Genomic DNA, 23,509 nt, shown 5'->3' with positions numbered 1-23,509 from the left:
TCTCGGCAATGGCAGCGCCGGCCCATGCTCACCAGACTTGAGGGCACGAGACGGCGCCATCGCGCCGCGACATGCTCAGGGGGTCTTTCCATGCTGCAAGCCGTCCATGCCGCCGCGTTCATTCCCGCCAGCGGAGCGCCCACGCCGCACCGCCAGGTGCTGGGCGCCCTGCCCCAGCCGCTGCTGGTGCTGCAGCCCGACCGCCGGCTGCTGTTCGCCAACGCCAGCGCCGAGCAGCTGCTCGCCCAGGGGCTGGGCCTGCACCGCCACGGCCAGCTCGAGGCCCTCGGCCAGCTCGACACGCGCCGCCTCGCCGAGCTGCTCGCCCAGGCCTCGGCCGGCAGCCCGTCGCGCACCGGCGTGTGGTTCACGCCCTCGCTGGACACCGGCTGGCTGCACGCCGCGCCGCTGGCGGCCGACGTCGCCCGCGCCTGCGGCTGGCCGGCGGGCAGCGTGCTGCTGGCCCTGCACCTGGACCAGCCGGCCCTGAGCCAGGCCGCCCGCATCGAGGCGCTGACCCGCCAATGCCGCCTCAGCGATGCCGAACGCCAGGTGCTGCTGCTGCTGGCCGACGGGGAGCCCGTGGACGCGACCTCGCGCCACCTGGGCTTGTGCGTCAGCACGGTGCGCAGCCACGTGCGCAACCTGCTCGGCAAAACGCAGGCGCCGTCGCTGATGCAGCTGCTGCGCTGGACGGGCAGCGGCCAGGCCCTGCCGCACTGAGGCGGCTCAGCGCCCGGGGCCGCCCTCGCGGCGGTCGCTGCGCAGCGCGGTCACCTCGGCGCGCAGGGCGCTGACCTCGGCATGCAGCTCGCGCAGGATGTCGTGCTCGATGCGCCTCTCGGTGCTCTCCACCCAGATGGCGGCGATCGCCGCCGTCACGAGGGAGAGCACGGCATAACCGAGCAGCACGACGAACACCGAGAAGATCTTGGCCGCCGGCGTGCTCGGCACGATGTCGCCATAACCCACCGTCGCGGCGGTGGTGAAGGCCAGCCACAGGCCGTCGCCGACGCTCTGCACGCGCGGCTCCAGCGCCCAGAAGCCGACGCCGCAGAAGCACAGCACCGCGAAGGCCAGCAGCAGCAGATAGGCCAGGCCGCCCCGCGTCAGCCAGGGCCTGAGCGTCCAGACCATGCGCACGAGGCTGAGCATGGCCACGCCCAGCCGCACGGCCAGGCTCAGCGGCGAGTCGGTGCTGGCCGGCAGCAGGGCCGACAGCACGAAGCCGCCGATGAGGGCGAGGTCCAGCACGTTGCGGCGCAGGTACTGGCGGGGATGGTCGAGGTGGCGGGCCACCCGCCACAGCGCCACGCCCAGCAGGCCGGCGGCCAGCAGGTAGATGGCCGTGGCCAGCGGCGTGGGCAGTTGCTCCAGCAGCTCGATGTAGAAGGCCGGGATGGTGCACACCAAGGCGGCCAGCACCGGCCAGCGCCAGCGCAGCATCTCGCGGCTGGCGCCTGCGTTCATGCCGGTGGGCCGGGCCAGGCCCCAGGCGCGCGACGGTGCTTGGCGGGTCATCCGCCGAGCCTAAGCGAGCCGGCCGCGGCTCGGTTTGCTGCAGCTCAAAGGATGAAGCGCGACAGGTCCTCGTTGGCGGCCAGGGCGGCAAGCTTGGCGTCCACGGCGGCGGCGTCCAGGGAGACGGTCTCGCTGCCGCGGTTGGGCGCGTCGAAGCTGATCTCGTCGAGCAGCCTCTCCATCACCGTCGCCAACCGGCGCGCGCCGATGTTCTCGGTGCGCTCGTTGACCTCGAAGGCAATCTCGGCGATGCGCCGGATGGCCTCGGGCTGCAGCTCCAGCATGACGCCTTCGGTCGCCAGCAGGGCCTGGTATTGCTTGACGAGGCTGGCATGGGTGCTGGTGAGGATGGCCTCGAAATCGGCCACCGACAGTGAGTCGAGCTCGACGCGGATCGGCAGCCGCCCCTGCAGCTCGGGGATGAGGTCGCTGGGCTTGGAGAGGTGGAAGGCGCCGCTGGCGATGAAGAGGACGTGGTCGGTCTTCACGAGGCCGTACTTGGTGGACACCGTGGTGCCCTCCACCAGAGGCAACAGGTCGCGCTGCACGCCCTGGCGCGAGACCTCGGCGCCGCCATGCTCGCTGCGGGAGGCGACCTTGTCGATCTCGTCGATGAAGACGATGCCCATCTCCTGGGCGGCGGCCAGGGCCGTGGCGCGGATCTCCTCCTCGTTGACGAGCTTGGCGGCCTCCTCGTCGACGAGCAGCTTCATGGCCTCATGGATCTTGAGCTTGCGCGTCGTCTTCTGGGTGCCGCCGAACTGGCTGAACATGCCCTTGAGTTGCTCGGCCATGTCTTCCATGCCGGCGGAGTTGCCAAAGGGGCCGAGCAGCTCGACGCTGGGCTTGGGTGCGGCGAGGTCGAGCTCGATGTCCTTGTCGTCGAGCTGGCCCTCGCGCAGCCGCTTGCGCAGGGTCTGGCGGGCGGTGTTGTCGCTGTCGGCGCCGGCATGGCTGCCGGGCACGAGCACGTCGAGGATGCGCTCCTCGGCGGCGTCCTCGGCGCGCGTCTGGCAGCGGCGCATGGCAGCCTCGCGCTCCTGCTTGACGGCCACCTCGACGAGGTCGCGGATGATGGAGTCCACGTCCTTGCCGACGTAGCCGACCTCGGTGAACTTGGTCGCCTCGACCTTGATGAAGGGTGCACCGGCCAGCCGGGCCAGGCGGCGCGCGATCTCGGTCTTGCCCACGCCGGTCGGGCCGATCATCAGGATGTTCTTGGGCGTGATCTCGGTGCGGAGCTTCTCGTCCACGCGCTGGCGCCGCCAGCGGTTGCGCATGGCGATGGCGACGGCGCGCTTGGCGGCCTGCTGGCCGACGATGTGGCGGTCCAGCTCGGAGACGATTTCCTGGGGGGTCATGCTGCTCATTGGAGCCCCTCGTTCGATGGATACATCGACCGATCCACCGCGGGGATGGTCGCTTGCTTGGGGCGGCCCGGCGCTGCGCGACTCACTCCAGCACCTCGAGCGTGTGGTTCTGGTTGGTGTAGATGCAGATCTCGCCGGCGATCTCCAGCGACTTCTTGACGATCTCAGCCGCGCCCAGCTCGGTGTTGGCGAGCAGGGCCTTGGCGGCGGCCTGGGCATAGGGGCCGCCGGAGCCGATGGCCACGATGCCCTGCTCGGGCTCGAGCACGTCGCCATTGCCGGTGATGATGAGGGAGGCGCTGCGGTCGGCCACGGCGAGCATGGCCTCCAGGCGGCGCAGCACGCGGTCGGTGCGCCAGTCACGGGTCAGCTCGACAGCGGCACGCACGAGGTGGCCCTGGTGCTTCTCGAGCTTGGCCTCGAAGCGCTCGAACAGCGTGAAGGCGTCGGCCGTGGCGCCCGCGAAGCCGGCGAGCACCTGCTCGCGGTACAGCTTGCGCACCTTGCGCGCGCTGGCCTTGACGACGGTGTTGCCCAGCGTGACCTGGCCGTCGCCGCCGATGGCGACCTGCCAGCCGGCGGGCGTCTGGCGCCGCACCGAGACGATGGTCGTGCCGTGATAGACGGCGGTGGAAGAGGATTCGGAAGACATAGAGGCTCCAGATAAGGCCCAGGAGCCGCAGCGCAAGATCAGTTGATCCGCACTTTTACTTTCGCGTGCTCGTTGATGCCCATGGCGCCGAAGAACAGCGCGACGAGGCGGTGGGCGTCGTTGAAGACCACCGAGCGGTTCTCGCTGCGGCGCTGCAGCACCCAGTTCAGCAGGTCGCCGGCGGCCATGAAATCCAGGCGGATCAGCTTGGTGCAGGAGATGTTGATGAGGCTGGCGTCGCCGACCTCGCCGGCCATGGCGCGCAGGTTCTCGGAGATGTCGCCGCTCAACTGGCCCATCAGCTCCAGCTGGGCCACATGGGGCTCGGAGACGCCGGTGTCCAGGAAGGTCGACTGGGCCTCGCTCTGCATGGTGCTGGGCACCGGGCCGTTGGTCGAGACGCCTTCGCCGCCGACGCGCACGCGGCACTTGGCCCGCTCCCAGGACGGGGGCGAGACCTCGTAGGTGACGCAGTAGTCGATGGCCGCCTCGTCGAACTGGTCGGGGCGATTGGCCAGGCGCAGAGCCTCAAGGCGCAGCATCCACAGCGCCGGGTCGGTGTCGCGCTCGCCGACGGGGGCGATTTCCTTGAGCTGGTTCAGGAAGCGGTCGCCGCCGATCCAGCGCTGGTCGATGAGCTGGTTGGCCCACTGGCGGAACACCTGGCGCAACTGGATGGCGGCATCGATCTCGACCTCGTCCACCGCGCCCCAGTCGAAGACCCAGGGCATGGGCAGGGTCTCGCTGCGCTTTTGCAGCAGCGCGACGTCGTCGGCCGTCAGCGTGGACGGCGCCGTCCAGCTGACCTGGCCGGCCTTGCCCATGGGCGTGCGGCTGGTCTGGCGGGTCGATTCGGCCACCAGCTTGGGCATGGAGAACCACTGCGGCGCCGACAGGCCGAACTGCTGGGCGTATTCCACCGCCAGCACCTCGAACTTGCCCTGGGCACCGGTGGCGCGGTAGTGGTCGAACAGCACCAGCCAGGTCTCGCCGTGCAGGTTGCGGCTGCCGCCAGGGCGCACCAGCTCGGTCAGCGCGCGCTCGCTGGTCTCGTAGTCGGCATTGGCGAAGGCGATGACGGCTTCGTCCAGCTCGGGATCGTGCACCACCTCCTGCACCTCGACGGGCGCCGACGAGTCGGCCAGGGCGAAGGACAGGGGCGTGTCCAGCGGCGGGAGGTCGGGCAGGCGGCTGGCGGGCGAGTCGGACAGCGGCGGGATGGCCGCGCCCATGGTGACGGCCGCCGGCGGCGTCGGGGCCGACAGGCGCTGGACTTCCTTGGGGCTGGAGAACTCGCTGACGCGCCCGCCCGCCGTCTCGGCAGGCGCCGCCACGGTGGAGGCGAAGGCCACGGGCCGGGTGCTGGTCTCGAAGAAACCGGGCTGCTGCTTGGGCACGGCCTGGGTCGTGGCGAAGCTCTCGCCAACCATCTGCTGCTCGATCTCGTCGATCTTGGCCTTCACGCCGAGGTCGATCTTGGAGCTCGGCTCGCTGATGCGCTCGTCGTCGCCGAGCTTGGACGGCGAAGAGGCCAGGGCAGCGAGCTGTTCCGGCGTCAGGCCTTCGCGGCGGATGCGGCGCAGCATGTCCAGCTCGCGCTTGCGCACGAAGTCGTTGCGGCGCTTGCGCTCCACCATGGCGCGCAGTTCGGCCTTGGCGAGGTCACCCTCGGGGTCGTCCTGCCGCGAATTGATCTCCGCCCAGTCCGTGGTCGGGTTGGCGACGAAGCGCGCCACCTTGCGGAAGAAGCTGTCGCCTTCCTTGGGGTCCCCGGGCTTGGAATCGGCCATGGATCGGTGCCCTAGGTTAGACGACCGGCAAAAAGCCGTGCAGGAAGCGTCGCGAGCGGACACAAGGGGGGTCGAGCAGCGCAGCCGTACACCCGTACGGCGAGCAGCGCAGGCCCGCCTTGTGTTCGCGCAGCAGCTTCATGCATGGCTTTTTCAGTCGCCGAACATCTTTTGCTTGAGCTCGCGGCGCTGCTGCGCCTCGAGCGACAGCGTGGCCGTCGGCCGGGCGATGAGACGGCCCAGGCCGATGGGCTCGCCGGTCTCGTCGCAGTAGCCGTAGTCGCCGCTGTCCAGCCGCGCGATGGACTGCATGATCTTCTTGAGCAGCTTGCGCTCGCGGTCGCGGGTGCGCAGCTCCAGGGCGTGCTCTTCCTCGATGGTCGCGCGGTCGGCCGGGTCAGGGACGATGGTGGTGTCCTCGCGCAGGTGCTCCGTCGTCTCGCCGGCGTTGGACAGCACGCCGTCCTTCAGCGCGGTCAGCTTGGCGCGGAAGAACTCGATCTGCTTGGCGTTCATGTACTCCGAGTCCGGCATGGCCAGGACTTCGGCGTCGGTCAGTTCGGCGCCCGACTTCGTCTTCCAGGCGTTGGCGAGCTTGGGGTCGGCCTTGGCGGCGACGCGGGGCGTCTCGGACTCGGCGTGGGACTCGCCGCGCGTCGGCGGCTTGGGCGGCGCGAAGCGGTCGGCGAAGCGGCTGCCCGAGGTCGGCGGCGCGGCTTCGAGCGTGGCCACCGCTGCGCCCTCGAGGGCGTCGGACTTGGCCGCGGACTTGCCACCCTTGGCGGGTGCGGCGGCGGTTTTGGGGGCCGGGGTCTTGCTCACTGTCTTCTCCTCGCTCAGGGCTTGCATCGGCGCGGTGTCAGACGTTGATCGCACTGCTTTTCAGCCGGGGTGCCCGATTTTGAGCGCGGCGGATTGTAGCCATGCCCGATCCGTTGCCCGCATCCCCCTGAAAGCAGGCTTCCAGGGCCAAAAACATCACGCCAAACAGCCTTCCAGACCTTGCATCAACACGTCCTTCGGCAGATCGATGCCGATGAACACCATCTTGCTCTGTTTCTTCTCTCCCGGCATCCACCGCGGGCCGAGATCGGAGCCCATCATCTGGTGCACGCCCTGGAAGATGACCTTCTTGTCCGTGCCTTTCATGTGTAGGACACCCTTGTATCTGAGCATCTTGGGGCCGTAGACCTGCACGATGGCGCCGAGGAAGTCTTCCAGCTTGGCGGGGTTGAAGGGCTTCTCGGAGCGGAAGACGAAGCTCTTCACGTCGTCGTCGTGATGGTGGTGGTGCGGATGGTCGCAGTGTTCGCCATGTTCGTGGTCATGGTCGTGGTCGTGGTCGTGGTGGTGATGGCCGTGGTCGTGCTCGTCGGCCTTCAGGAAATCGGGGTCGATCTCCAGCTTGGCGTTGAGGTTGAAGCCGCGCAGGTCGAAGACCTTGGACAGGGCCACTTCGCCGAAATGGGCGGTCTGGATAGGCGCCCGGGGGTTCATGTGCTTGATGCGGTGGATCAGGGCCTCGACCGCCGCCGGCTCGACCAGGTCGGTCTTGCTGACGAAGATCTGGTCGGCGAAGCCCACCTGCATGCGCGCCTCCTGGCGGGTGTCCAGGGTCTCGTCGGCGTGCTTGGCGTCCACCAGGGTCAGCACCGAGTCCAGCAGGTAGGCCTCGGCGATCTCGTCGTCCATGAAGAAAGTCTGGGCCACCGGGCCGGGGTCGGCCAGGCCGGTCGTCTCGATGACGACGCGCTCGAAGTCCAGTTCGCCCCGGCGGCGCTTGGCGGCCAGGTCGGACAGCGTCGTGCGCAGGTCCTCGCGGATGGTGCAGCAGACGCAGCCGTTGCTCATCTGGATGATCTGCTCGTTGGTGTCGGCCACGAGGATGTCGGTGTCGATGTTCTCCTCGCCGAACTCGTTCTCGATGACGGCGATCTTCTGGCCGTGGGCCTCGGTCAGCACGCGCTTGAGCAGGGTCGTCTTTCCTGAGCCGAGGAAGCCCGTGAGGATGGTGGCGGGAATGAGGCCTTGGGCGGGGGTGGGCATGGCGGGAGACCGTTTCGAAAGAAGGCAGCGGATGTAGGGACGAAGCCGCGAAACACAAGGCTTTGTCAAACCAATCGGCTATTCTGTCCCTTCCGCAATACCCTGACAGCTCCCTTGAGCGAACCGCAATCAGGCAGGCCCCCTTTCCGCGGGGCCGCCAAACATCCGCCCGAGGCGCGTGGCCTTCTGGAACGCATGCTCGAGTTCCTGCACCCCGGGCCTGACTCCAAGACCGAGCTGATCGAGACCCTGGCCGACGCCGAGCAGCGCGAGCTGATCGAGCCCGAGTCGCGCCAGATGCTGGAAGGCGTGTTGCGCATGGCCGAACTGTCGGCCGGCGACGCCATGGTGGCAGCGCCGCGCATGGACCTGCTGGACATCGACGCCCCCTACGACGAGCTGCTGGGCCTCGTCATCGACACCGGGCACTCGCGCTTCCCGGTCTACGAGGGTGGCCGCGACAACATCATCGGCATCCTGCTCGCCAAGGACCTGCTGAAGATGCAGCGCGCGCCGGAGCTCAACGTCCGCGCCCTGCTGCGCCCCACCGTCTTCGTGCCCGAAAGCAAGGGCCTGAACGAGCTGCTGCGCGACTTCCGCTCCAACCGCAACCACCTCGCCATCGTCATCGACGAGTTCGGCAACACGGCCGGCCTCATCACCATCGAGGACGTACTCGAGGAGATCGTCGGCGAGATCGAGGACGAGTTCGACGACAAGGACGGCGAGTCCGGCATCTACACCCTGGCCGACGGCAGCCAGCGGGTGGCGGGCGACACCACCATCGCCGCCGTCAACGGCGCCTTCGGCCTGGCGCTGCCGGACAATGATTTCGACACCATCGGCGGCCTCGTCGCCCATGAGCACGGCCGCGTCCCCCGCCGCGGCGAGACCGTGCGCATCGCCGACCTGAACTTCGCCGTCATGCTCACGCGCGGCGGCGCCGTGCGCTGGTTCAAGGTCACGCGCGCGCCCGAAGGCGAGTCCGAGGCGTGAGGGCCGGCCGCGCCCTGGCGCTGGCGGCCGCGGCCGGACTGGCGCATACCGGCTCGTTCGCGCCCACCGGCCTGTGGTGGCTGCAGATCGCCGCGCTGGCCCTGCTGTTCGCCGTCGTCCGGCGGGCCACGCCCCGGGTCGCGGCCCTGGCCGGCGCCCTCTTCGGCTTCGGCTGGCTGGCCTCGGGCCTGTGGTGGCTGCACATCAGCATGCACCAGTTCGGCGGCATCCCGTGGCTGGCCGCGGCCCTGGCCGTGGCCCTGCTGGCGGCCTTCCTGAGCGGCTACTACGCCCTGGCCCTGGGCCTCACGGCGCGCTGGATCGTTCCCGGGCGGCTGCGCCTGCTCGCCCTGGTGCCGGCCTGGCTGCTGGCCGAGCTGGCGCGGGCCAGCTGGTTCAGCGGCTTCCCCTGGATCGCATCCGGCTATGCCCATACGGTCGGCCCGCTGGCCGGCTGGGCGCCTTGGATCGGTGTCTACGGCATCTCGGCCCTGGCGGCGCTGTCCGCCGCCGGCCTCGTGCTGCTGCGCGAGCGTGCCTGGGCCTGGGCCGCGCCGGCCCTGCTGCTGCCGCTGGCCGGCCTGCTGCTGCCGCAGGGGTTCACAGCTTCGAGCGGCCGGCTGGCGGTGTCGCTGGTGCAGCCCAGCATCCCGCAGGACCAGAAGTTCGACGCCGAGCGCTTCGCCACCAACCTCGAGACGCTGGCGCGCCTCATCGAGTCGTCGCGCGGCCAGGTGGTCATCACCCCCGAGTCCGTGGTGCCGCTGCCGCTGGCCGAGCTGGACCGCGACACCCTCGCCCGCCTGTCGCGCCCCGATCGGCCGGCCCTGCTCGGCACCTTCCTCGGCAATGTGGACGACGGATTCGTCAACTCGGTCGTCGCCCTCGGCAACGACTACCACTACGGCAAGCGCCACCTGCTGCCCTTCGGCGAGTTCATCCCACCCGGCTTCGGCTGGTTCGTGCATGCCATGAACATCCCGCTGGACGACCAGGCCCGCGGCGACCACCAGCGGCCCTGGGTCGTCGCCGGCCAGCGCCTGCGGCCCCTGATCTGCTACGAGGATCTCTTCGGCGAGGACATGGTGGCCAGCGCCACCGGCCCCGAGGCGGCCACCGTCTTCGTCAACGTCAGCAACCTGGCCTGGTTCGGCACCGTCATGGTCCAGGACCAGCACCTGCAGTTCTCGCAGATGCGCGCCCTCGAGTTCCAGCGGCCTGTGGTGCGCTCCACCAACACCGGCGCCACCGCCGTCGTCGACCACCACGGCCGGGTGACGGCACGGCTGGCGCCGCTCGAACGCGGCGTTCTGGAAGCCGAAGTGGAAGGCCGCACCGGCGCGACGCCCTATGCCCGCTGGCTGGCCGCCCTCGGCCTGTGGCCGCTGTGGGCGCTGTCCCTGGTGGCGTTGGCCGCGCTGCGCAGGGCCGCCCAATAGAATCGGCCACCCCCTCTCCCCCGAGTCCCATGCTGACCTTCCAGCAAATCATCCTGACGCTTCAGGACTACTGGTCCAAACAAGGCTGCGCCCTGCTGCAGCCCTACGACATGGAGGTCGGCGCCGGCACCAGCCACACGGCCACCTTCCTGCGCGCCCTCGGCCCCGAGCCCTGGAAGGCCGGCTACGTGCAGCCCAGCCGCCGCCCCAAGGACGGCCGCTACGGCGACAACCCCAACCGCCTGCAGCACTACTACCAGTACCAGGTGGTGCTCAAGCCCGCGCCGGCCAACATCCTGGAGCTGTACCTCGGCTCGCTGGAAGCCCTGGGCTTCGACCTGAAGAAGAACGACGTGCGCTTCGTCGAGGACGACTGGGAGAACCCCACCCTCGGCTGCTGGGGCCTGGGCTGGGAGGTCTGGCTCAACGGCATGGAGGTGACGCAGTTCACCTACTTCCAGCAAGTCGGCGGCATCGACTGCAAGCCCATCACCGGCGAGATCACCTACGGCCTGGAGCGCCTGGCCATGTATCTGCAGGGCAAGGCCTCGGTCTACGACCTCGTCTACACCGATGGGCTCACCTATGGCGACGTCTTCCACCAGAACGAGGTGGAGCAGAGCACCTACAACTTCGAGCACAGCGACGTGGACTTCCTGCTCGGCGCCTTCGCCGCGCATGAGAAGCAGTCCAAGCACCTGATGGAGCAGCGGCTGGCCCTGCCGGCCTACGAACAGCTGCTCAAGGCCGCCCACAGCTTCAACCTGCTCGACGCCCGCGGCGCCATCAGCGTGACCGAGCGGGCTGCCTACATCGGCCGCATCCGCAACCTGGCCCGCGCCGTGGCCCAGAGTTATGTCGACAGCCGCGCGCGCCTGGGCTTCCCGATGGCGCCCAAGGCCTGGGCCGACGAAGTCGTCGCCCAGATCGAACTGAAGAACAAGAAGGCGGCCTGAGTGATGAGTGCGAACCTCCTCGTTGAACTGTTCGTCGAAGAACTGCCGCCCAAGGCGCTGAAGAAGCTGGGCGAGTCCTTTGCCGCCGTGCTGGCCGACAGCCTCAAGGCCCAGGGCCTGGCCGCGGCCGACGCGGCCGTCACCTCGTTCGCCTCGCCACGCCGCCTGGGCGTGCACGTCGAAGGCGTTGCCCCAAAGGCCGCCGACAAGGCCGTGCAGCAAAAGCTCATGCCCGTCGCCGTGGCCCTCACGGCCGACGGCCAGGCCACGCCGGCCCTGCTGAAGAAGCTGGCCGCCCTCGGCGCCGGCCCCGAGGTCGTGCCCCAGCTCAAGCGCGCCCCCGACGGCAAGGCCGAGGCGCTGTTCTGGGACAGCGTCCAGCCCGGCGCCAGCCTGGCCCAGGGCCTGCAGAAGGCCCTCGACGAAGCCCTGCATCGGCTGCCCATCCCCAAGGTCATGACCTACCAGCTCGCCGACGGCTGGACCGACGTCAAGTTCGTGCGCCCGGCTCACGGCCTCGTGGCCCTGCATGGCACGGAGGTCGTGCCCGTGCAGGCCCTGGGTCTGAACGCCGGCCGCGCCACCACGGGCCACCGTTTCGAGGCGGCCCAGCCCACGGTCGAGATCGAATCCGCCGACAGCTATGCCACGCAGTTGCGCGAGCAGGGCGCCGTCATCGCCGGCTTCGCCGAGCGCCGCGCCGAGATCTCGCGCCAGCTCAAGGGCGCCGCCGATGCCCTCAGCCTCACGCCCATCGACGACGAAGCCCTGCTGGACGAAGTGACCGCCCTGGTCGAGCGCCCCAACGTGCTGACCTGCGCGTTCGAGCCCGAGTTCCTGGCCGTGCCGCAGGAATGCCTCATCCTGACGATGAAGGCCAACCAGAAGTACTTCCCGCTGCTGGACGCGCAAGGCAAGCTGACGCGCCATTTCCTCGTCATCAGCAACATCGCGCCGGCCGACGCCAGCGCCGTGGTGCAGGGCAACGAGCGCGTCGTGCGCCCGCGCCTGGCCGACGCCAAGTTCTTCTTCGACCAGGACCGCAAGAAGACCCTGGAAAGCCGCCTGCCCGGCCTGGCCAAGGTCGTCTACCACGGCAAGCTGGGCAGCCAGGGCGAGCGCACCGAGCGCGTGCGTGCCATCGCCCACGCCATCGTGCAGCAGCTGAGCATGGCCACCCTGCCCTACACGGTCGAGGCCGACGACGAATTCAAGGTGCTGGACAGCAAGGTACGCCAGGCGGCCCTGCTGGCCAAGTGCGACCTGCTGACCGACATGGTGGGCGAATTCCCCGAGCTGCAGGGCATCATGGGCGGCTACTACGCCCGCCACGAAGGCCTGCGCGACGGCGTCGCCATCGCCATCGAGGACCACTACAAGCCCCGCTTCGCCGGCGACGCCCTGCCGCGCAACCACACCGGCACCGTCGTGGCGCTGGCCGACAAGCTCGAGACCCTCGTCGGCCTTTTCGGCATCGGCCAACTGCCCACCGGCGACAAGGACCCCTTCGCCCTGCGCCGCCATGCGCTGGGCGTCATCCGCATCCTGGTCGAGAAGAACCTGCCGCTGGAGCTGCCCGCCCTCATCGACGCCGCCCTGCCAGTCTTCGGCGAGCTGGTGGAGGACGCGCCGGCCACGCGCGACGCCCTGCTCGGCTTCTTCGCCGACCGCCTGGCCGTGTCGCTGCGCGATCAGGGCTACAGCGCCCAGGAGGTCGACGCCGTGCTGGCCCTGCAGCCGGCGCGCCTGGGCGACGTGCCCAAGCGCCTGGAGGCCGTCCGCGCCTTCGCCGCCCTGCCGGAGGCCGCCTCGCTGGCCGCCGCCAACAAGCGCGTGGCCAACATCTTGAAGAAGGTCGAGGGCGAACGGCCCACCGACGTGCAGGCCGGACTGCTCAAGGAGGCCGCCGAACAGGCCCTGGCCGCCGCCATCGCCGAGGTGCAGCCCGCTGCTGACCGCCTGTTCGAGCAGCACGACTACACCGGCTCGCTCAAGGCGCTGGCCGCGCTCAAGGGCCCGGTCGACGCCTTCTTCGACGACGTCATGGTCAATGCCGAAGACCCGCAGCTGCGCGCCAACCGGCTGGCGCTGCTGGGCCGCCTGCACGCCGCCATGAACCGCGTGGCCGACCTGTCCCGGCTGGCCAGCTGACGCCATGCCCCGCACCGCCGACCACGCCCACGGCATGAAGCTCGTCATCCTCGGACGGGACGGCACGCTCAACCGCTACCGCGACGACCACGTCAAGGCGCCGGAAGAGCTCGACCCCCTGCCCGGCGCGATGGAGGCCGTGGCGCGGCTCAACCATGCCGGCTGGCACACGGTGCTCGCCACCAACCAGGCCGGCATCGGCCGCGGCCTGCTCGACATGGCCTCGCTGAACGCCGTGCACCTGCGGCTCAACCAGCTGCTGGCCGAGAAGGGCGGGCGGCTGGACGCCGCCTTCTTCTGCCCGCACACGCCCGAGGAGGGCTGCGACTGCCGCAAGCCCCTGCCCGGGCTGATCCAGCAGATCGGCGAGCGCTTCGACGTGGAGCTGTCGGACGTGCACATGGTGGGCGCCTCGCTGACCGACCTGCTGACGGCGCAGAACGCCGGCTGCGTCCCCCACCTCGTGCTGACCGGGCCCTTCGGCAGCCTCGGTACCGAGGAGCTCGCCAACCTGCTGGCGCAGGTGCCCGGCGCCCGCGTGCACGACGACCTGATGAGCTTTGCCGAGACCATCATCCAGGAAGAGCGCCGCCGCGTCGCCGAGGAGCGCGGCCAGGCCCTCATCCCCGACACCCAGGCCGGAGACCTGAACTGATGTCCACCTTGCTGAGCGCCATCCGCTCGCTGATCTTCGTCCTCGTCCTCGTCGTGACGGTCATCCCCTGGGCCCTGGCCGTGCTGGTGCTGTCCATCTTCCGCCGCGGCGACCCGGTCTACTGGGCCTGTGCCGGCTGGCTCAAGGTCGCCATCTGGAGCGCCCGCTGGATCTGCGGCGTGCGCTGGCGCATCCACGGCATGGAGAACCTGCCGCCGGCCGCGGACCGGCGCGCCGGCGTCGTGCTGCTGTCCAAGCACCAGAGCACCTGGGAGACCTTCGCCTACCCGGCCCTGCTCTCGCACCCCCTGGCCTACGTGTTCAAGCGCGAGCTGCTCTACGTGCCCTTCTTCGGCTGGGCCATGGCGCGCATGGACATGATCCACATCGACCGCAGCCGCCGCACCGAGGCCTGGAACAAGGTGCTGGCCCAGGGCAAGCGCCTCGGCGCCATGGGCAACTGGGTCATCATGTTCCCCGAGGGCACGCGCATCGCCCGCGGCCAGGTGGGCGACTACAAGACCGGCGGCACCCGCCTGGCCATCGAGGCCGGCCTGCCCGTCGTGCCCATCGCCGCCACCTCGGCGCGCTGCTGGCCGCGCAAGAGCTTCCTGCTGCGCCCGGGCGTCGTCGACCTCTCCATCGGCCGGCAGATCCGCCCCGAGGGCCGCGAGCCGGCCGAAATGATGCGCGAGGTCAAGGACTGGATCGAGGCCGAGATGCGCCGCCTCGACCCGGAGGCCTACGCCGACCCTCCGCCCGCCGGCGCGGCCGGCGCCCCGGTCCGCACGCCCCGCTGAGCATGGCCTCCAAGCGTCCGGCCCCCCTCCTGCAGGACAGCCAGCTGTCCCTGTTCGACGTGGAGCCGGAGATCACGCCGGCCGAGCCGGGCGCGCCGCGCTCGCGCCGCGAGCTGTGGCTGGGCCAGCACCGCATCGGCTACGAACTCAAGCGCGCCCGCCGCCGCAGCATCGGCTTCGTCGTGGGCCCGCAGGGCCTGCGGGTCAGCGCGCCGCGCTGGGTGCCTATCGGCGAGATCGAGCGGGCCCTGCACCACAAGGGCGACTGGATCCTGCGCAAGCTCGTCGAGCAGCGCGAGCGCCAGCAGCGCATCCAGGCCTCGCGCATCGAATGGCTGGATGGCGGCCGCCTGCCCTACCTCGGCGAACCGCTGACCCTGGTGCTGGCGCCGGCCGAGCGCGAGATCGTCTGGGACGCCGCCACCCGCCAGCTGCGCCTGCCCTTGCCCGCCGGCGCCTCGGCCGAGCAGATCCGCGACCTGAGCCAGTCCTGGCTGCAGGCGCGCGCGAAGGAGGACTTCCTGCCGCGCTGCCGCCTCTTCGCCGAGAAGCTGGGCGTCTCCATGACCTCGCTGCGCCTGTCTTCGGCCCAGACCCGCTGGGGCAGCGCCAGCGCCGATGGCAGCATCCGGCTGAACTGGCGCCTCATCCACTTCGCGCCGGCCATCATCGACTACGTCGTCGCCCACGAGCTGGCCCATCTGCGCGAGATGAACCACAGCCCGGCCTTCTGGGACACCGTGCGCTCGGTGCTGCCGGACTTCGAACGCTCGCGCGAGGCCCTGCGCGAAGAGTCCATCGTCGTGCAGTGAATTGGGCCGTCAGGCCTCATTCACCGGCCAGCCTGTGAATATTCCCTGACCTATGTCACGGCGGCGGCTTCACGTTCAGCAACACTCCTGACGACGCTGTCATCACAGGTACCGCCACCGGCCGCAGGGCCGGCAGGGAGATCGAGGGAGATCATGGAGAAGGTACCGGACCCGTGACGCCGCCCCGGAAGAACCTGGGGCGGCGCTTTTTTTTGGCCGGCCCGGGACTCAGGCCGCCGAGAAGCGGTACACGCCGTCGGCGCCCAGCTCGCGCCGCAGCGCGCCGCGCAGCCACAGCGCATTGAGGTGGGCGATGGACTCGCCCATGGCGAAGGTGGTCTGGTGCAGGTCGAGCTTGCGCTTGAACAGCACCGGCAGCAGCCCGGCGGCATGCGTGGGCGCGGCGCGGCAGGCGGCCACCACTTCGGCCAGGCGCTCGTCATGGTGCTCGCGCAGCTGGTCGATGCGCTCGTGCAGGCCCGTGAAGGGCTTGCCGTGCGACGGCAGCACCAGGGTGTCGGCCGGCAGCGCCAGGTAGCGCGAAAGCGAGTCGAGGTAGAGGTTGAGCGGGTCGGCCTCGGGTTCGACGTCGACCACCGACACGTTGGTGGAGATGCGCGGCAGCACCATGTCGCCCGAGATCAGCAGCCGCCCCTCCGCACAGAAGAGGCTGATGTGCTCGGGCGCATGCCCGTAGCCGGCGATGCAGCGCCACACGCGCCCGCCGATCGCCACCTCGTTGCCATCCATCAGGCGCCGGAAGCTCGCCGGCACCACGGGCACCATCCTGGGGTAGTAGTCGGCGCGGGCGCGGATCTTGTCGAGCGACTCGGGGTCGGTGAGGCCGTGGCTGCCGAAGAAGGCGGCCGCCGAGGCGCCGCCCATGCCGACGGTGGAGCTGCTGGCCAGGCGCGCGAGGTTGAAGTCCGTAGCGCTCATCCACAGCCGGCATTCGGGGTGGGCCCCCACGCGTCCGCTCCAACGCTCAGTCAGCCAGTGGGCCAGCCCGAGATGGTCCGGGTGGAAGTGCGTGGCCATCACCCGCAGCACGGGCAAACCGTCCAGATGAGCGGCAAACACCTGCTCCCAGTTGGCGCGGGTCTCGTCGCTGGCGATGCCGCAGTCGACGATGGTCCAGCCCTCGCGGCCGTCCAGCCGGTCGCGCAGCAGCCACAGGTTGATGTGGTCCAGCGCAAAGGGCAGTCCCATGCGCACCCAGCGCACGCCGGGCGCCAGGTCCAGGGCCTCGCCGGGGCGGGGCAGGGTTTCGCCCAGGGGGTAATGGAGTTCGGATTCGCGTGCGTTGGCCATGGTGGGGTCGGCTCGACTTAGACTGACGTTTACGTCAATCGAGTGTAGCCATGCCCCCTCGCAAGTCTGTCCCGCCCGCGACCGAGACCCCTCAGCCGACCTTCACCATCACCGAGCTGGCAGCGGAATTCGACATCACGCCGCGCGCCATCCGCTTCTACGAGGACATGGGCCTGCTGGAGCCCGGGCGCAAGGGCCGCAACCGCGTCTACACCCCGCGCGACCGCACCCGGCTCAAGCTGACGCTGCGCGGCAAGCGCCTGGGCCTGGCGCTGCAGGAGATCAAGCAGCTCGTCGACATGTACGACAGCCAGGCCAGCGCCGCGCCCCAGTTGCGTGCCTTCCTCGCCATCCTGGCGCAGCACCGCGAGCAATTGGAGCAGCAGCGCCACGACATCGAGGTGACGCTCGCGGAAATCCAGCAGCACGAGAAACGCTGCCGGGCGCTGCTGAGCGCGGCCTGAAGACCGCGCCGAAGTGCTGCAAATTCCACGGCCGGCGGGGCAAACCCCGCTTCAGCCGGCTGCCGGCTTGACTAGAGTTCCGCCGCCGGAACCCCGCCCCCCGCCGGCTTCGTCTTCCGTGGAGCAGTCATGACACTCGGACCGCGCCCCATGCTGGCGCCCAAGCTCTCCGCCATCGCCTATGCCCTGGCGCTGCTGGCCTCTTCAGCCACGGCCCAGCAGGCCGAGGCCCCCGCCTCCGCGGCCGGCATGGAGCGCGCCCAGAAGGCCGCTGACGCCGTGTTCCACTGGATCAAGATCAACGCCGACAAGGGCGGGGCTCGCCCGACGGCCGCGCCCGCCGCGGCACCCGCCCCCGCGCCGCGCAAGCCCGCCGCGGTCGCTGCCGCGCCACGGCCCGCCGTCGCGCCGGCCCCCGCGCCTACACCGACGACCGAGCGGGTCCAGGCGCTGGCTCCGGCTCCGGCAGCCGCCTCCGCTCCCGTCGCCGCCGCCGCGGCATCGGAGCCCGAGCCCGATCTGGAGCGCAGGCCCGTGCTGCTCGCCTCCGCCGCCCCCACGCCGGCTCCCGCGCCGGCCGCGCCTCAGGCCGTGGCCGTCAAGGCCGCCGAGGCCCCGCCCCCGCCGGCCGAGGAAGAGGAGCTGCCGCTCAGGCTGCTGTACAAGGTCGACCCCGCCATCCCGCGCCAGTTGCAGGCCCAGAACTTCCGCACCGGCTTCGCCCAGGTCCAGTTCACCGTCGGCGCCGACGGCACCGTCATCCAGGCCCAGGCCGTCAAGTCCAGCCACGCCCGCCTGGCCACGGCCGCCGTCGAGGCCGTCAAGCAGTGGCGCTTCGCGCCCATCGGCAAGCCGCGCGATGCGGCGGTCGAAGTGGCCTTCCGCAACGACGTCGAGTAAGCCCTCGCGCCACCGAGCCCGGCGGCTGAGCCTGATTTCGTTCTCAGGACGACACGGGTAGACGCCCTCCGGGCGAGCAGGGATGCTCCCCGCCGCCGCCAGAAGTCCGCGGCCATCACAGGGAGTCTCCAATGCCATTCCGTCTGCTTGCCCGCGCCGCCGCGGGCCTGGCCATTTGCGCGGCCACGCTGCCCGCCAGCGCCTACTCCGGCCTCGTCGTCTTCGGCGACAGCCTCTCCGACAGCGGCAACAACGCCCTGCTGCTCGCACCCTTGTTCGGCGGCACGCTGCCGTCCGTCCAGGTCAGCGGCGACGGCTTCTACAGCTGGCTGCCGTCCGCAGCATCGACCTATTCCAACGGGCCGGTCTGGACGCAATACCTGGCCCAGTCCCTCGGCCTGCCGCTGGCGCCGTCGCTGGCGGGCGGCACCAACTACGCCTACGGCGGCGCGCAGACGGGCATCGACGGCCATGACGTGCCCGGGCTGCCAGGCTTCCCCTACAGCCTGCGCCACCAGCTCGACGGCTACCTCGGCGCCACCCACCACGTGGCCGACCCCGATGCGCTCTACATCGTGGCCGGCGGCGGCAACAACGTCCGCTTCGCGCTGGAGGCCATCGCCGCCGGCGCGGACGCAGCGACCACCGGCGCCGCCACCGTGGCCAGCTACGCCAGCGACGTCGCCGGCCTCGTCGGCGACCTGAAGCTGGCCGGCGCCCGGCACGTGCTGGTGATGAACACGCCCAACTTCGGCCTGACGCCCCTGGCCAGCGCCATGGGCGTGAGCACCGAGGCCACGGCCCTGAGCTGGGCCATGGACACGGCGCTGGCCACCGCGCTGGCGGGCAGCGACGTCCGGACCTTCGACATGTTCGGCTTCCTGACGGCCACGGTCGCCGCCGGCCCGGCCTCGGGTTTCAGCGACTGGACGCATGCCTGCGCCGCGGCCGTCAACGCCTGCGACGTCACCACCTCGCTGTTCTGGGACGGCATCCACCCCACCACCGCCGCCCACCAGCAGCTGGCCGCCGCCGTGCTCGCCACGGCCGTGCCCGAGCCCGACGTCGCCACGATGCTGGCCGTCGGCCTGCTGGTGATGGCGTTAGGGCGCCGGCGTCGGGCAGGTGTCCAGCAGGGCTGACATCGCCTCCAGGAACACCCGCGTGCGCAGCGGCATCAGGCGCCGCTCCGGGAACACGGCCCAGCAGCTGGAGCCGGGCAGCTCCCAGTCCGGCAGCAGGCGCTGCAGGCGGCCCAGGCGCAGGGCTTCGGTCACCATCAGGCGGTCGATGCCGGCGATGCCCACGCCGGCCTCGGCCAGCTGCGCGAGCACGCTGGGCGCGTTGGCCAGCGTGCGCTGCGCCGGCCGGGCCAGATAGGGCTCCGCCCCTTCGCGCTGCAGCCGCCAGGGTACGGGCTCGCCCGAGCGGCTCATCAGCATCAGCCCATGCATGCTGTCCAGGGCCTGGGGCAGCAGCGGCTCGCCCGCGCGGGCCACGTAGGCCGGCGAGGCGTACAGCCCCCAGTGCGTGGTGGCCAGCTTGCGGGCGGCGAGCTGGCTCTCCTCGCCCAGCGTGCCCATGCGGATGGCGAGGTCGAACCCCTCGCCGATGAGGTCCACGCGTCGCGGCGTCAGGTCCAGCTCCAGCGAGACCTCCGGGTAGCTCAGCGCGAACGCCGCCAGCATGCCGGCCGCCACGGTCTGCGCGAAGTCCGCCGGCATGCTCACACGCAGCCGGCCGCTGGGCTTGCGCTGGCGATGCAGGGCCAGCGCCAGGGCGCCGTCCACCTCCGCCGCCACAGCCCGCGCATGCTCCAGCACGCCGGCACCAAAGTCGGTCAGCGCCAGCTTGCGGGTCGTGCGCTGCAGCAGCTTCTCGCCCAGGCGCCTCTCCAGGGCGGCGATGCGGCGCGACACCGTGCTCTTGGGCCAGTGCACCCGTTCGGCCGCGCGGCTGAAGCTGCCGGCCTCCATCACGCGCGCGAACAGCAACAGGTCATCGGCATCGGATTCCAAGGCGTTGCCCCTTCGATTGGTGCATTGGTGGAACGATCTTATGCCTTTGATGATCTTCTGATGCTGAGGCAGCAATCCTAGAGTTCATGCCATCGCAACGCCCTTTCCAGGAACCTCGCATGAACATCCTGCAGATCAACTCCAGCGCCCGTCGCCTGCAAGACGACCAGGGCTCGGTCTCCACCCGCCTGGCCAATGAACTGACCTCCGGACTGCAGTCCGCCCACCCCGGGGCGACGGTCACCGTCCGCGACTTCGCCGTCAGCCCCCTGCCCGTGCTCGACGAAGCCACGCTCGGCGCCCTCTTCACCGCCGCCGAGGCGCGCAATGCCGAGCAGGCCGCCCGTGTGGCGCTGAACGACCAGTTGATCGCCGAGCTCTTCGCCGCCGACGTCGTCGTCATCGGCGTGCCGATGATCAACTTCAACGTCAGCGCCCAGCTGAAGAACTGGATCGACGCCATCGCCCGTGCCGGCGTCACCTTCCAGTACGGGCCGACCGGCCCCGTCGGTCTCGTCACGGGCAAGAAGGTCTACGTCGTCACCAGCCGCGGCGGCATCCACCGCGACCAGCCCACCGACCAGGTCGTGCCCTATCTGCGCACCGTGCTGGCCTTCCTCGGCATGACCGACGTGGACTTCATCTACGCCGAAGGCCTGAACATGGGGCCCGAGATGGCCGACCGGGGCCTGGCTGCCGCGCGCGGCCAGATCGCCGAGCTGCTGGTGGCCTGATCGGGACTCGCCATGAGCACCGCCGCCATTTCCCTTCTCACCCGCCCGCGCCAGGTCGAGCGCCTGGTAGCCGGGCAGCCCACGCGCGACGGTGCCGGCGTCAAGCTCGACCGCGTGCTCACCCAGGACCTGCAGCGCCGGCTCGACCCCTTCCTGATGCTCGATGCCTTCGGCACGGACAACGCCGACGACTACATCGCCGGCTTCCCCGACCACCCCCACCGCGGCTTCGAGACCATCACCTACATGCTCGCCGGCCGCATGCGCCATCGCGACTCGGCCGGCCATGAGGGCCTCATCAGCGACGGCGGCGTGCAGTGGATGACGGCCGGTCGCGGCGTCATCCACAGCGAGACGCCCGAGCAAACCGAGGGCCGCATGGCCGGCTTCCAGCTCTGGCTCAACCTCCCGGCGCGCGACAAGATGCGCGAGCCCTGGTACCGCGACATCGCCAGCGGCGAGGTGCCCGAGTTCGAGCGCGAGGGCGTCACGGTGCGCGTCATCGCCGGCCAGAGCCATGGCGTCGCGGGCGCCGTGCAGCGCGAAGGCACCGAGCCCCTCTACCTCGACGTCCACCTGCCGCCGGGCGCCCGTTTCGAGCAGGCGCTGCCGGCCGCGCACAACGCCTTCGTCCATGTCTACGAGGGCGCCCTCGTCCATGACAGCGGCTGCCGCCAGACCGCCGGCCGCATGGCCATCCTGGCCAACACGCCCGGCAGCGACGGTGTGCGGCTGCAGGCGGCCCAAGACCTCGACGGGCCCACCCGCGCCCTGCTGATCGCCGGCCAGCCGCTGGGCGAACCCATCGCCCAGTACGGCCCTTTCGTGATGAACACGCAGGCCGAGCTGGTGCAGGCGGTGCGCGACTTCCAGGCCGGCCGCCTCGCTTAGCCGCGCCCCTCGCCCAGCCTCGCATCGCTGAGCGCGAGCGAGTCCGGTCGGTCCCCCGTGGTGACGGCGATGCTTGCGGCATCGAGCCGCAAGCACATCGCCAACCGGGCCGGCTCGGGAACGGCCCGTCGCTCGGCCCGAATACTCCAATTCGTGGGGCATAGTTCGCCCGCAATGGATCGCCTGCAGGCCATGGAAATCTTCGTCGCCGTCGTCGAGCACGGCGGCTTCGCCAGCGCGGCGCGCAAGCTCGATCTCTCGGCCCCGGTCGTCACGCGTGCGGTGGCCGAGCTGGAGGCGCGGCTGGGCGTGGGGCTGCTGACGCGCACCACGCGCAAGGTCCGCGTCACCGAGGCCGGCGCCCGCTATGCCGAGGACTGCCGCCGCATCCTGGCCGACGTGGGCGAGGCCGAGAGCGCCACCAGCGGCAGCCGCAGTCTCGTGCAAGGCACGCTGAGCGTGACGGCGCCGGTGCTGTTCGGCAACCTGCACGTGACGCCCATCGTCACCGACTACCTGCAGCGCTACCCGGACGTCGACGCGCATTGCGTCTTCGTCGACCGCGTCGTCAGCCTCATCGACGAAGGGCTGGACGTGGCGGTGCGCATCGGCGAGCTGCCCGACTCCACGCTGCGCGCCGTCGCGGTGGGCCGCGTGCGGCGCATGCTGGTGGCGTCGCCGGCCTACCTGGCCCGGCAGGGCCGCCCGCAGCGCCCCGAGGATCTCGCCGAGCATGTCCTCATCCAACCCACCCAGGTGGTGCCCTATCCCGAGTGGCGCTTCGCCGAGGGCGGCCGTCCGCTGGTGCAGCGCATCCGGCCGCGGCTGCGCACGACGACCAACGACGCGGCGCGCTCGGCCGCCGTCTCGGGCCTGGGCATCGCGCGGCTGCTGAGCTACCAGGTCGCCGACGCGCTGGACGGCGGCGAGCTGCTGCCGCTGCTGGAGGACTTCGAGACCGCGCCGCTGCCCGTCAATGTCGTGCACCACCAGGGCCGGCACATGACGCAGAAGGTGCGCGCCTTCGTCGACCTGGCGGTGGACGGGCTGCGCGCCAACCCGGCGCTGCGTTAGTCCACTGCGTCGGGCCGGACGTTCTGCGGCGCCCAGTCGCGCCAGCGCCAGCGCAGCGGCAGGGAGTCGCGCAGCCACCAGCCCTCGTCGAGGTGGAATCGCCAGGCCCTTTCGGCACCCGCCAGGGCCTGCACCTCGGGGCCGTCCCAGACGATCTCGGCCCGGCCCGTCAGCGTCAGCAGGTCGCCGCGCTCGAAGTCGATGAAGAGCAGGCCGGCCCGGCCGTCGAGCTGCAGGTTGCCGAGGGTCATGAACATGCGGTTGCCCGAGTAGTCGGGCACCAGCAGCTCGCCGCCGCCATGGCGTCGCACGAAGCCGGCCGGCCCGCCGCGGTGCGACACGTCGGCCCCAGCCGACCCCGCGTGGGTCGCGACGAACAAGGTGTCGGCCCGATCGACCAGCGCCATGGCGTCGCCGTCCAGCTCGTGCAGGTGCGCAACGGCGCGCGGTCGCGTGTCGGCGGCATCGCGCACCCATTCGACCTCGCGGCCCTGGATGTACTGCGGGCAGTTGCCCACGGTCTGGTCGACCTGCAGCCGCAGCCCTACGGGCCCGGCCGCGAGCAGGCGGCCGTTGACGCGGTTGCGCCGCCGCGTGTGCAGCTCGATGCCGAGCAGCCCGAGCGGCGCACCCACGCGAAACCCCGCGGCGGCCGGATCGCCGGGGATGGGCGCCGTGGCGAAGGTCAGATGGCCGGGGTCCGGGGCCTGCACGAAGCCCGGCGGGCCCACCAGCAGCGTGGCCCAGGGCCGGCCCGCCGGGTCGACGCTCCCCGCCAGCATGAAGGGCAGCTGCTCGTAGAAGCGCCGGTGCTGCTCGGGCAGGTGGTCGCGCACGACGCGGCGGCCGATCTCGTCCATGCGCTGGGCCACGCCCAGGCGAGACTGCACGGCGACCTCGCCGGCATGGAAGGGCGCGCGGTCCATGGC

The 23,509-nt window shown here is 70.7% G+C and carries 24 protein-coding genes; 14 read left to right on the top strand and 10 right to left on the bottom strand.

Features of this window, described 5'->3' with window-relative positions:
- Positions 1–90: 90 nt before the first annotated feature.
- On the top strand, positions 91–723 hold the full coding sequence (locus LXT12_RS08725) for a helix-turn-helix transcriptional regulator (protein WP_233391193.1): 633 nt from the start codon (positions 91–93) through the stop codon (positions 721–723).
- A 6-nt stretch (positions 724–729) separates the two neighbouring features.
- On the opposite strand, the gene LXT12_RS08720 is transcribed toward LXT12_RS08725, so the two are convergent.
- The 7 genes from LXT12_RS08720 to LXT12_RS08695 form a co-directional block, all read right to left on the bottom strand.
- Positions 730–1,521: a potassium channel family protein gene (locus LXT12_RS08720; protein ID WP_233391192.1), complete on the bottom strand. Its 792-nt coding sequence runs from the start codon at positions 1,519–1,521 to the stop codon at positions 730–732.
- A gap of 44 nt (positions 1,522–1,565) precedes the next feature.
- Positions 1,566–2,891, bottom strand: a complete 1,326-nt coding sequence (gene hslU, locus LXT12_RS08715) for an ATP-dependent protease ATPase subunit HslU (RefSeq protein ID WP_233391190.1) — start codon at positions 2,889–2,891, stop codon at positions 1,566–1,568.
- Positions 2,892–2,973: 82 nt separating this feature from the next.
- Positions 2,974–3,543 carry an ATP-dependent protease subunit HslV gene (gene hslV / locus LXT12_RS08710; RefSeq protein WP_233391187.1) on the bottom strand — a complete coding sequence of 190 codons (570 nt, stop codon included), beginning with the start codon at positions 3,541–3,543 and terminating at the stop codon, positions 2,974–2,976.
- Between the two features lie 38 nt (positions 3,544–3,581).
- Entirely contained in the window at positions 3,582–5,333 is a 1,752-nt protein-coding gene (locus tag LXT12_RS08705) for a hypothetical protein (protein WP_233391185.1), read from the bottom strand.
- A gap of 16 nt (positions 5,334–5,349) precedes the next feature.
- Positions 5,350–5,475 carry a hypothetical protein gene (locus LXT12_RS26710; RefSeq protein WP_255763529.1) on the bottom strand — a complete coding sequence of 42 codons (126 nt, stop codon included), beginning with the start codon at positions 5,473–5,475 and terminating at the stop codon, positions 5,350–5,352.
- Positions 5,476–5,486: 11 nt separating this feature from the next.
- The gene (gene dksA, locus LXT12_RS08700) at positions 5,487–6,155 is read right to left on the bottom strand and encodes an RNA polymerase-binding protein DksA (protein ID WP_233391183.1); all 669 of its coding nucleotides are present in this window, start codon (positions 6,153–6,155) and stop codon (positions 5,487–5,489) included.
- Between the two features lie 156 nt (positions 6,156–6,311).
- A complete protein-coding gene (locus LXT12_RS08695; protein WP_233391181.1) occupies positions 6,312–7,379 on the bottom strand; it encodes a CobW family GTP-binding protein in 1,068 nt (355 codons plus the stop codon).
- Between the two features lie 195 nt (positions 7,380–7,574).
- Here LXT12_RS08695 and LXT12_RS08690 point away from each other — a divergent pair, with 195 nt between their 5' ends.
- From LXT12_RS08690 to LXT12_RS08660, 7 genes are read left to right on the top strand one after another with little or no spacing between them, the layout of a single operon-like run.
- The gene (locus tag LXT12_RS08690; protein ID WP_419964763.1) at positions 7,575–8,375 is read left to right on the top strand and encodes an HlyC/CorC family transporter; all 801 of its coding nucleotides are present in this window, start codon (positions 7,575–7,577) and stop codon (positions 8,373–8,375) included.
- Positions 8,372–9,814 (top strand): apolipoprotein N-acyltransferase, encoded by a 1,443-nt coding sequence (gene lnt, locus LXT12_RS08685; RefSeq protein ID WP_233391178.1) that lies wholly within the window; start codon positions 8,372–8,374, stop codon positions 9,812–9,814. Before LXT12_RS08690 ends, lnt begins: the two co-directional genes overlap by 4 nt.
- A 29-nt stretch (positions 9,815–9,843) precedes the next feature.
- A complete protein-coding gene (gene glyQ / locus LXT12_RS08680; protein WP_233391175.1) occupies positions 9,844–10,770 on the top strand; it encodes a glycine--tRNA ligase subunit alpha in 927 nt (308 codons plus the stop codon).
- Between the two features lie 3 nt (positions 10,771–10,773).
- Positions 10,774–12,921: a glycine--tRNA ligase subunit beta gene (glyS, locus tag LXT12_RS08675; RefSeq protein WP_233391173.1), complete on the top strand. Its 2,148-nt coding sequence runs from the start codon at positions 10,774–10,776 to the stop codon at positions 12,919–12,921.
- Between the two features lie 4 nt (positions 12,922–12,925).
- Positions 12,926–13,576, top strand: coding sequence for a D-glycero-beta-D-manno-heptose 1,7-bisphosphate 7-phosphatase (gene gmhB / locus LXT12_RS08670; RefSeq protein WP_233391171.1), 651 nt, complete (start codon positions 12,926–12,928; stop codon positions 13,574–13,576).
- Positions 13,576–14,376: a lysophospholipid acyltransferase family protein gene (locus LXT12_RS08665; protein ID WP_233391169.1), complete on the top strand. Its 801-nt coding sequence runs from the start codon at positions 13,576–13,578 to the stop codon at positions 14,374–14,376. The genes gmhB and LXT12_RS08665 overlap by 1 nt, the downstream gene beginning before the upstream one ends.
- A 2-nt stretch (positions 14,377–14,378) precedes the next feature.
- Positions 14,379–15,188 carry a M48 family metallopeptidase gene (locus LXT12_RS08660; protein ID WP_233391166.1) on the top strand — a complete coding sequence of 270 codons (810 nt, stop codon included), beginning with the start codon at positions 14,379–14,381 and terminating at the stop codon, positions 15,186–15,188.
- 228 nt (positions 15,189–15,416) lie between these two features.
- Here LXT12_RS08660 and LXT12_RS08655 read toward each other — a convergent pair whose 3' ends face one another.
- Positions 15,417–16,499 carry an MBL fold metallo-hydrolase gene (locus LXT12_RS08655; protein WP_233391164.1) on the bottom strand — a complete coding sequence of 361 codons (1,083 nt, stop codon included), beginning with the start codon at positions 16,497–16,499 and terminating at the stop codon, positions 15,417–15,419.
- 50 nt (positions 16,500–16,549) lie between these two features.
- Here LXT12_RS08655 and LXT12_RS08650 point away from each other — a divergent pair, with 50 nt between their 5' ends.
- The 3 genes from LXT12_RS08650 to LXT12_RS08640 all read left to right on the top strand — a co-directional run bounded on the left by LXT12_RS08650 (position 16,550) and on the right by LXT12_RS08640 (position 19,005).
- Positions 16,550–16,963: a MerR family transcriptional regulator gene (locus tag LXT12_RS08650; RefSeq protein WP_233391163.1), complete on the top strand. Its 414-nt coding sequence runs from the start codon at positions 16,550–16,552 to the stop codon at positions 16,961–16,963.
- A gap of 129 nt (positions 16,964–17,092) precedes the next feature.
- Positions 17,093–17,863 carry a TonB family protein gene (locus LXT12_RS26705; protein WP_255763527.1) on the top strand — a complete coding sequence of 257 codons (771 nt, stop codon included), beginning with the start codon at positions 17,093–17,095 and terminating at the stop codon, positions 17,861–17,863.
- A gap of 131 nt (positions 17,864–17,994) precedes the next feature.
- Complete coding sequence (locus tag LXT12_RS08640; RefSeq protein ID WP_233391162.1) at positions 17,995–19,005, top strand: SGNH/GDSL hydrolase family protein; 1,011 nt, start codon at positions 17,995–17,997, stop codon at positions 19,003–19,005.
- Here the strand turns inward: LXT12_RS08640 and LXT12_RS08635 are convergent.
- Positions 18,967–19,881 (bottom strand): LysR family transcriptional regulator, encoded by a 915-nt coding sequence (locus LXT12_RS08635; protein ID WP_233391160.1) that lies wholly within the window; start codon positions 19,879–19,881, stop codon positions 18,967–18,969. The two genes, LXT12_RS08640 and LXT12_RS08635, sit on opposite strands and share 39 nt — an antisense overlap.
- 119 nt (positions 19,882–20,000) lie before the next feature.
- On the opposite strand from LXT12_RS08635, the gene LXT12_RS08630 reads away from it, so the two are divergent.
- From LXT12_RS08630 to LXT12_RS08620, 3 genes are all read left to right on the top strand, one after another.
- Positions 20,001–20,615, top strand: coding sequence for an FMN-dependent NADH-azoreductase (locus LXT12_RS08630; RefSeq protein WP_233391157.1), 615 nt, complete (start codon positions 20,001–20,003; stop codon positions 20,613–20,615).
- 12 nt (positions 20,616–20,627) lie between these two features.
- Positions 20,628–21,506 carry a pirin family protein gene (locus LXT12_RS08625; RefSeq protein ID WP_233391156.1) on the top strand — a complete coding sequence of 293 codons (879 nt, stop codon included), beginning with the start codon at positions 20,628–20,630 and terminating at the stop codon, positions 21,504–21,506.
- Positions 21,507–21,680: 174 nt separating this feature from the next.
- On the top strand, positions 21,681–22,580 hold the full coding sequence (locus tag LXT12_RS08620; RefSeq protein ID WP_233391154.1) for a LysR family transcriptional regulator: 900 nt from the start codon (positions 21,681–21,683) through the stop codon (positions 22,578–22,580).
- Here the strand turns inward: LXT12_RS08620 and LXT12_RS08615 are convergent.
- Positions 22,577–23,506 carry a pyridoxamine 5'-phosphate oxidase family protein gene (locus tag LXT12_RS08615; RefSeq protein ID WP_233391153.1) on the bottom strand — a complete coding sequence of 310 codons (930 nt, stop codon included), beginning with the start codon at positions 23,504–23,506 and terminating at the stop codon, positions 22,577–22,579. The genes LXT12_RS08620 and LXT12_RS08615 overlap by 4 nt on opposite strands.
- Positions 23,507–23,509 lie beyond the last annotated feature (3 nt).

Origin of the sequence: Pelomonas caseinilytica (assembly GCF_021353235.1) — a bacterium.
GTDB lineage: Bacteria > Pseudomonadota > Gammaproteobacteria > Burkholderiales > Burkholderiaceae_C > Pelomonas > Pelomonas caseinilytica.
This window is presented reverse-complemented; position numbering and strand designations above follow the sequence as displayed.

Coding starts and splice junctions, on each gene's coding strand:
- LXT12_RS08725 (WP_233391193.1), top strand. CDS start 91: ATGCTGCAAGCCGTCCATGCCGCCGCGTTCATTCCCGCCAGCGGAGCG.
- LXT12_RS08720 (WP_233391192.1), bottom strand. CDS start 1,521: ATGACCCGCCAAGCACCGTCGCGCGCCTGGGGCCTGGCCCGGCCCACC.
- hslU (WP_233391190.1), bottom strand. CDS start 2,891: ATGAGCAGCATGACCCCCCAGGAAATCGTCTCCGAGCTGGACCGCCAC.
- hslV (WP_233391187.1), bottom strand. CDS start 3,543: ATGTCTTCCGAATCCTCTTCCACCGCCGTCTATCACGGCACGACCATC.
- LXT12_RS08705 (WP_233391185.1), bottom strand. CDS start 5,333: ATGGCCGATTCCAAGCCCGGGGACCCCAAGGAAGGCGACAGCTTCTTC.
- LXT12_RS26710 (WP_255763529.1), bottom strand. CDS start 5,475: ATGAAGCTGCTGCGCGAACACAAGGCGGGCCTGCGCTGCTCGCCGTAC.
- LXT12_RS08695 (WP_233391181.1), bottom strand. CDS start 7,379: ATGCCCACCCCCGCCCAAGGCCTCATTCCCGCCACCATCCTCACGGGC.
- LXT12_RS08690 (WP_419964763.1), top strand. CDS start 7,575: ATGCTCGAGTTCCTGCACCCCGGGCCTGACTCCAAGACCGAGCTGATC.
- glyQ (WP_233391175.1), top strand. CDS start 9,844: ATGCTGACCTTCCAGCAAATCATCCTGACGCTTCAGGACTACTGGTCC.
- glyS (WP_233391173.1), top strand. CDS start 10,774: ATGAGTGCGAACCTCCTCGTTGAACTGTTCGTCGAAGAACTGCCGCCC.
- gmhB (WP_233391171.1), top strand. CDS start 12,926: ATGCCCCGCACCGCCGACCACGCCCACGGCATGAAGCTCGTCATCCTC.
- LXT12_RS08665 (WP_233391169.1), top strand. CDS start 13,576: ATGTCCACCTTGCTGAGCGCCATCCGCTCGCTGATCTTCGTCCTCGTC.
- LXT12_RS08660 (WP_233391166.1), top strand. CDS start 14,379: ATGGCCTCCAAGCGTCCGGCCCCCCTCCTGCAGGACAGCCAGCTGTCC.
- LXT12_RS08655 (WP_233391164.1), bottom strand. CDS start 16,499: ATGGCCAACGCACGCGAATCCGAACTCCATTACCCCCTGGGCGAAACC.
- LXT12_RS08650 (WP_233391163.1), top strand. CDS start 16,550: ATGCCCCCTCGCAAGTCTGTCCCGCCCGCGACCGAGACCCCTCAGCCG.
- LXT12_RS26705 (WP_255763527.1), top strand. CDS start 17,093: ATGACACTCGGACCGCGCCCCATGCTGGCGCCCAAGCTCTCCGCCATC.
- LXT12_RS08640 (WP_233391162.1), top strand. CDS start 17,995: ATGCCATTCCGTCTGCTTGCCCGCGCCGCCGCGGGCCTGGCCATTTGC.
- LXT12_RS08630 (WP_233391157.1), top strand. CDS start 20,001: ATGAACATCCTGCAGATCAACTCCAGCGCCCGTCGCCTGCAAGACGAC.
- LXT12_RS08625 (WP_233391156.1), top strand. CDS start 20,628: ATGAGCACCGCCGCCATTTCCCTTCTCACCCGCCCGCGCCAGGTCGAG.
- LXT12_RS08620 (WP_233391154.1), top strand. CDS start 21,681: ATGGATCGCCTGCAGGCCATGGAAATCTTCGTCGCCGTCGTCGAGCAC.
- LXT12_RS08615 (WP_233391153.1), bottom strand. CDS start 23,506: ATGGACCGCGCGCCCTTCCATGCCGGCGAGGTCGCCGTGCAGTCTCGC.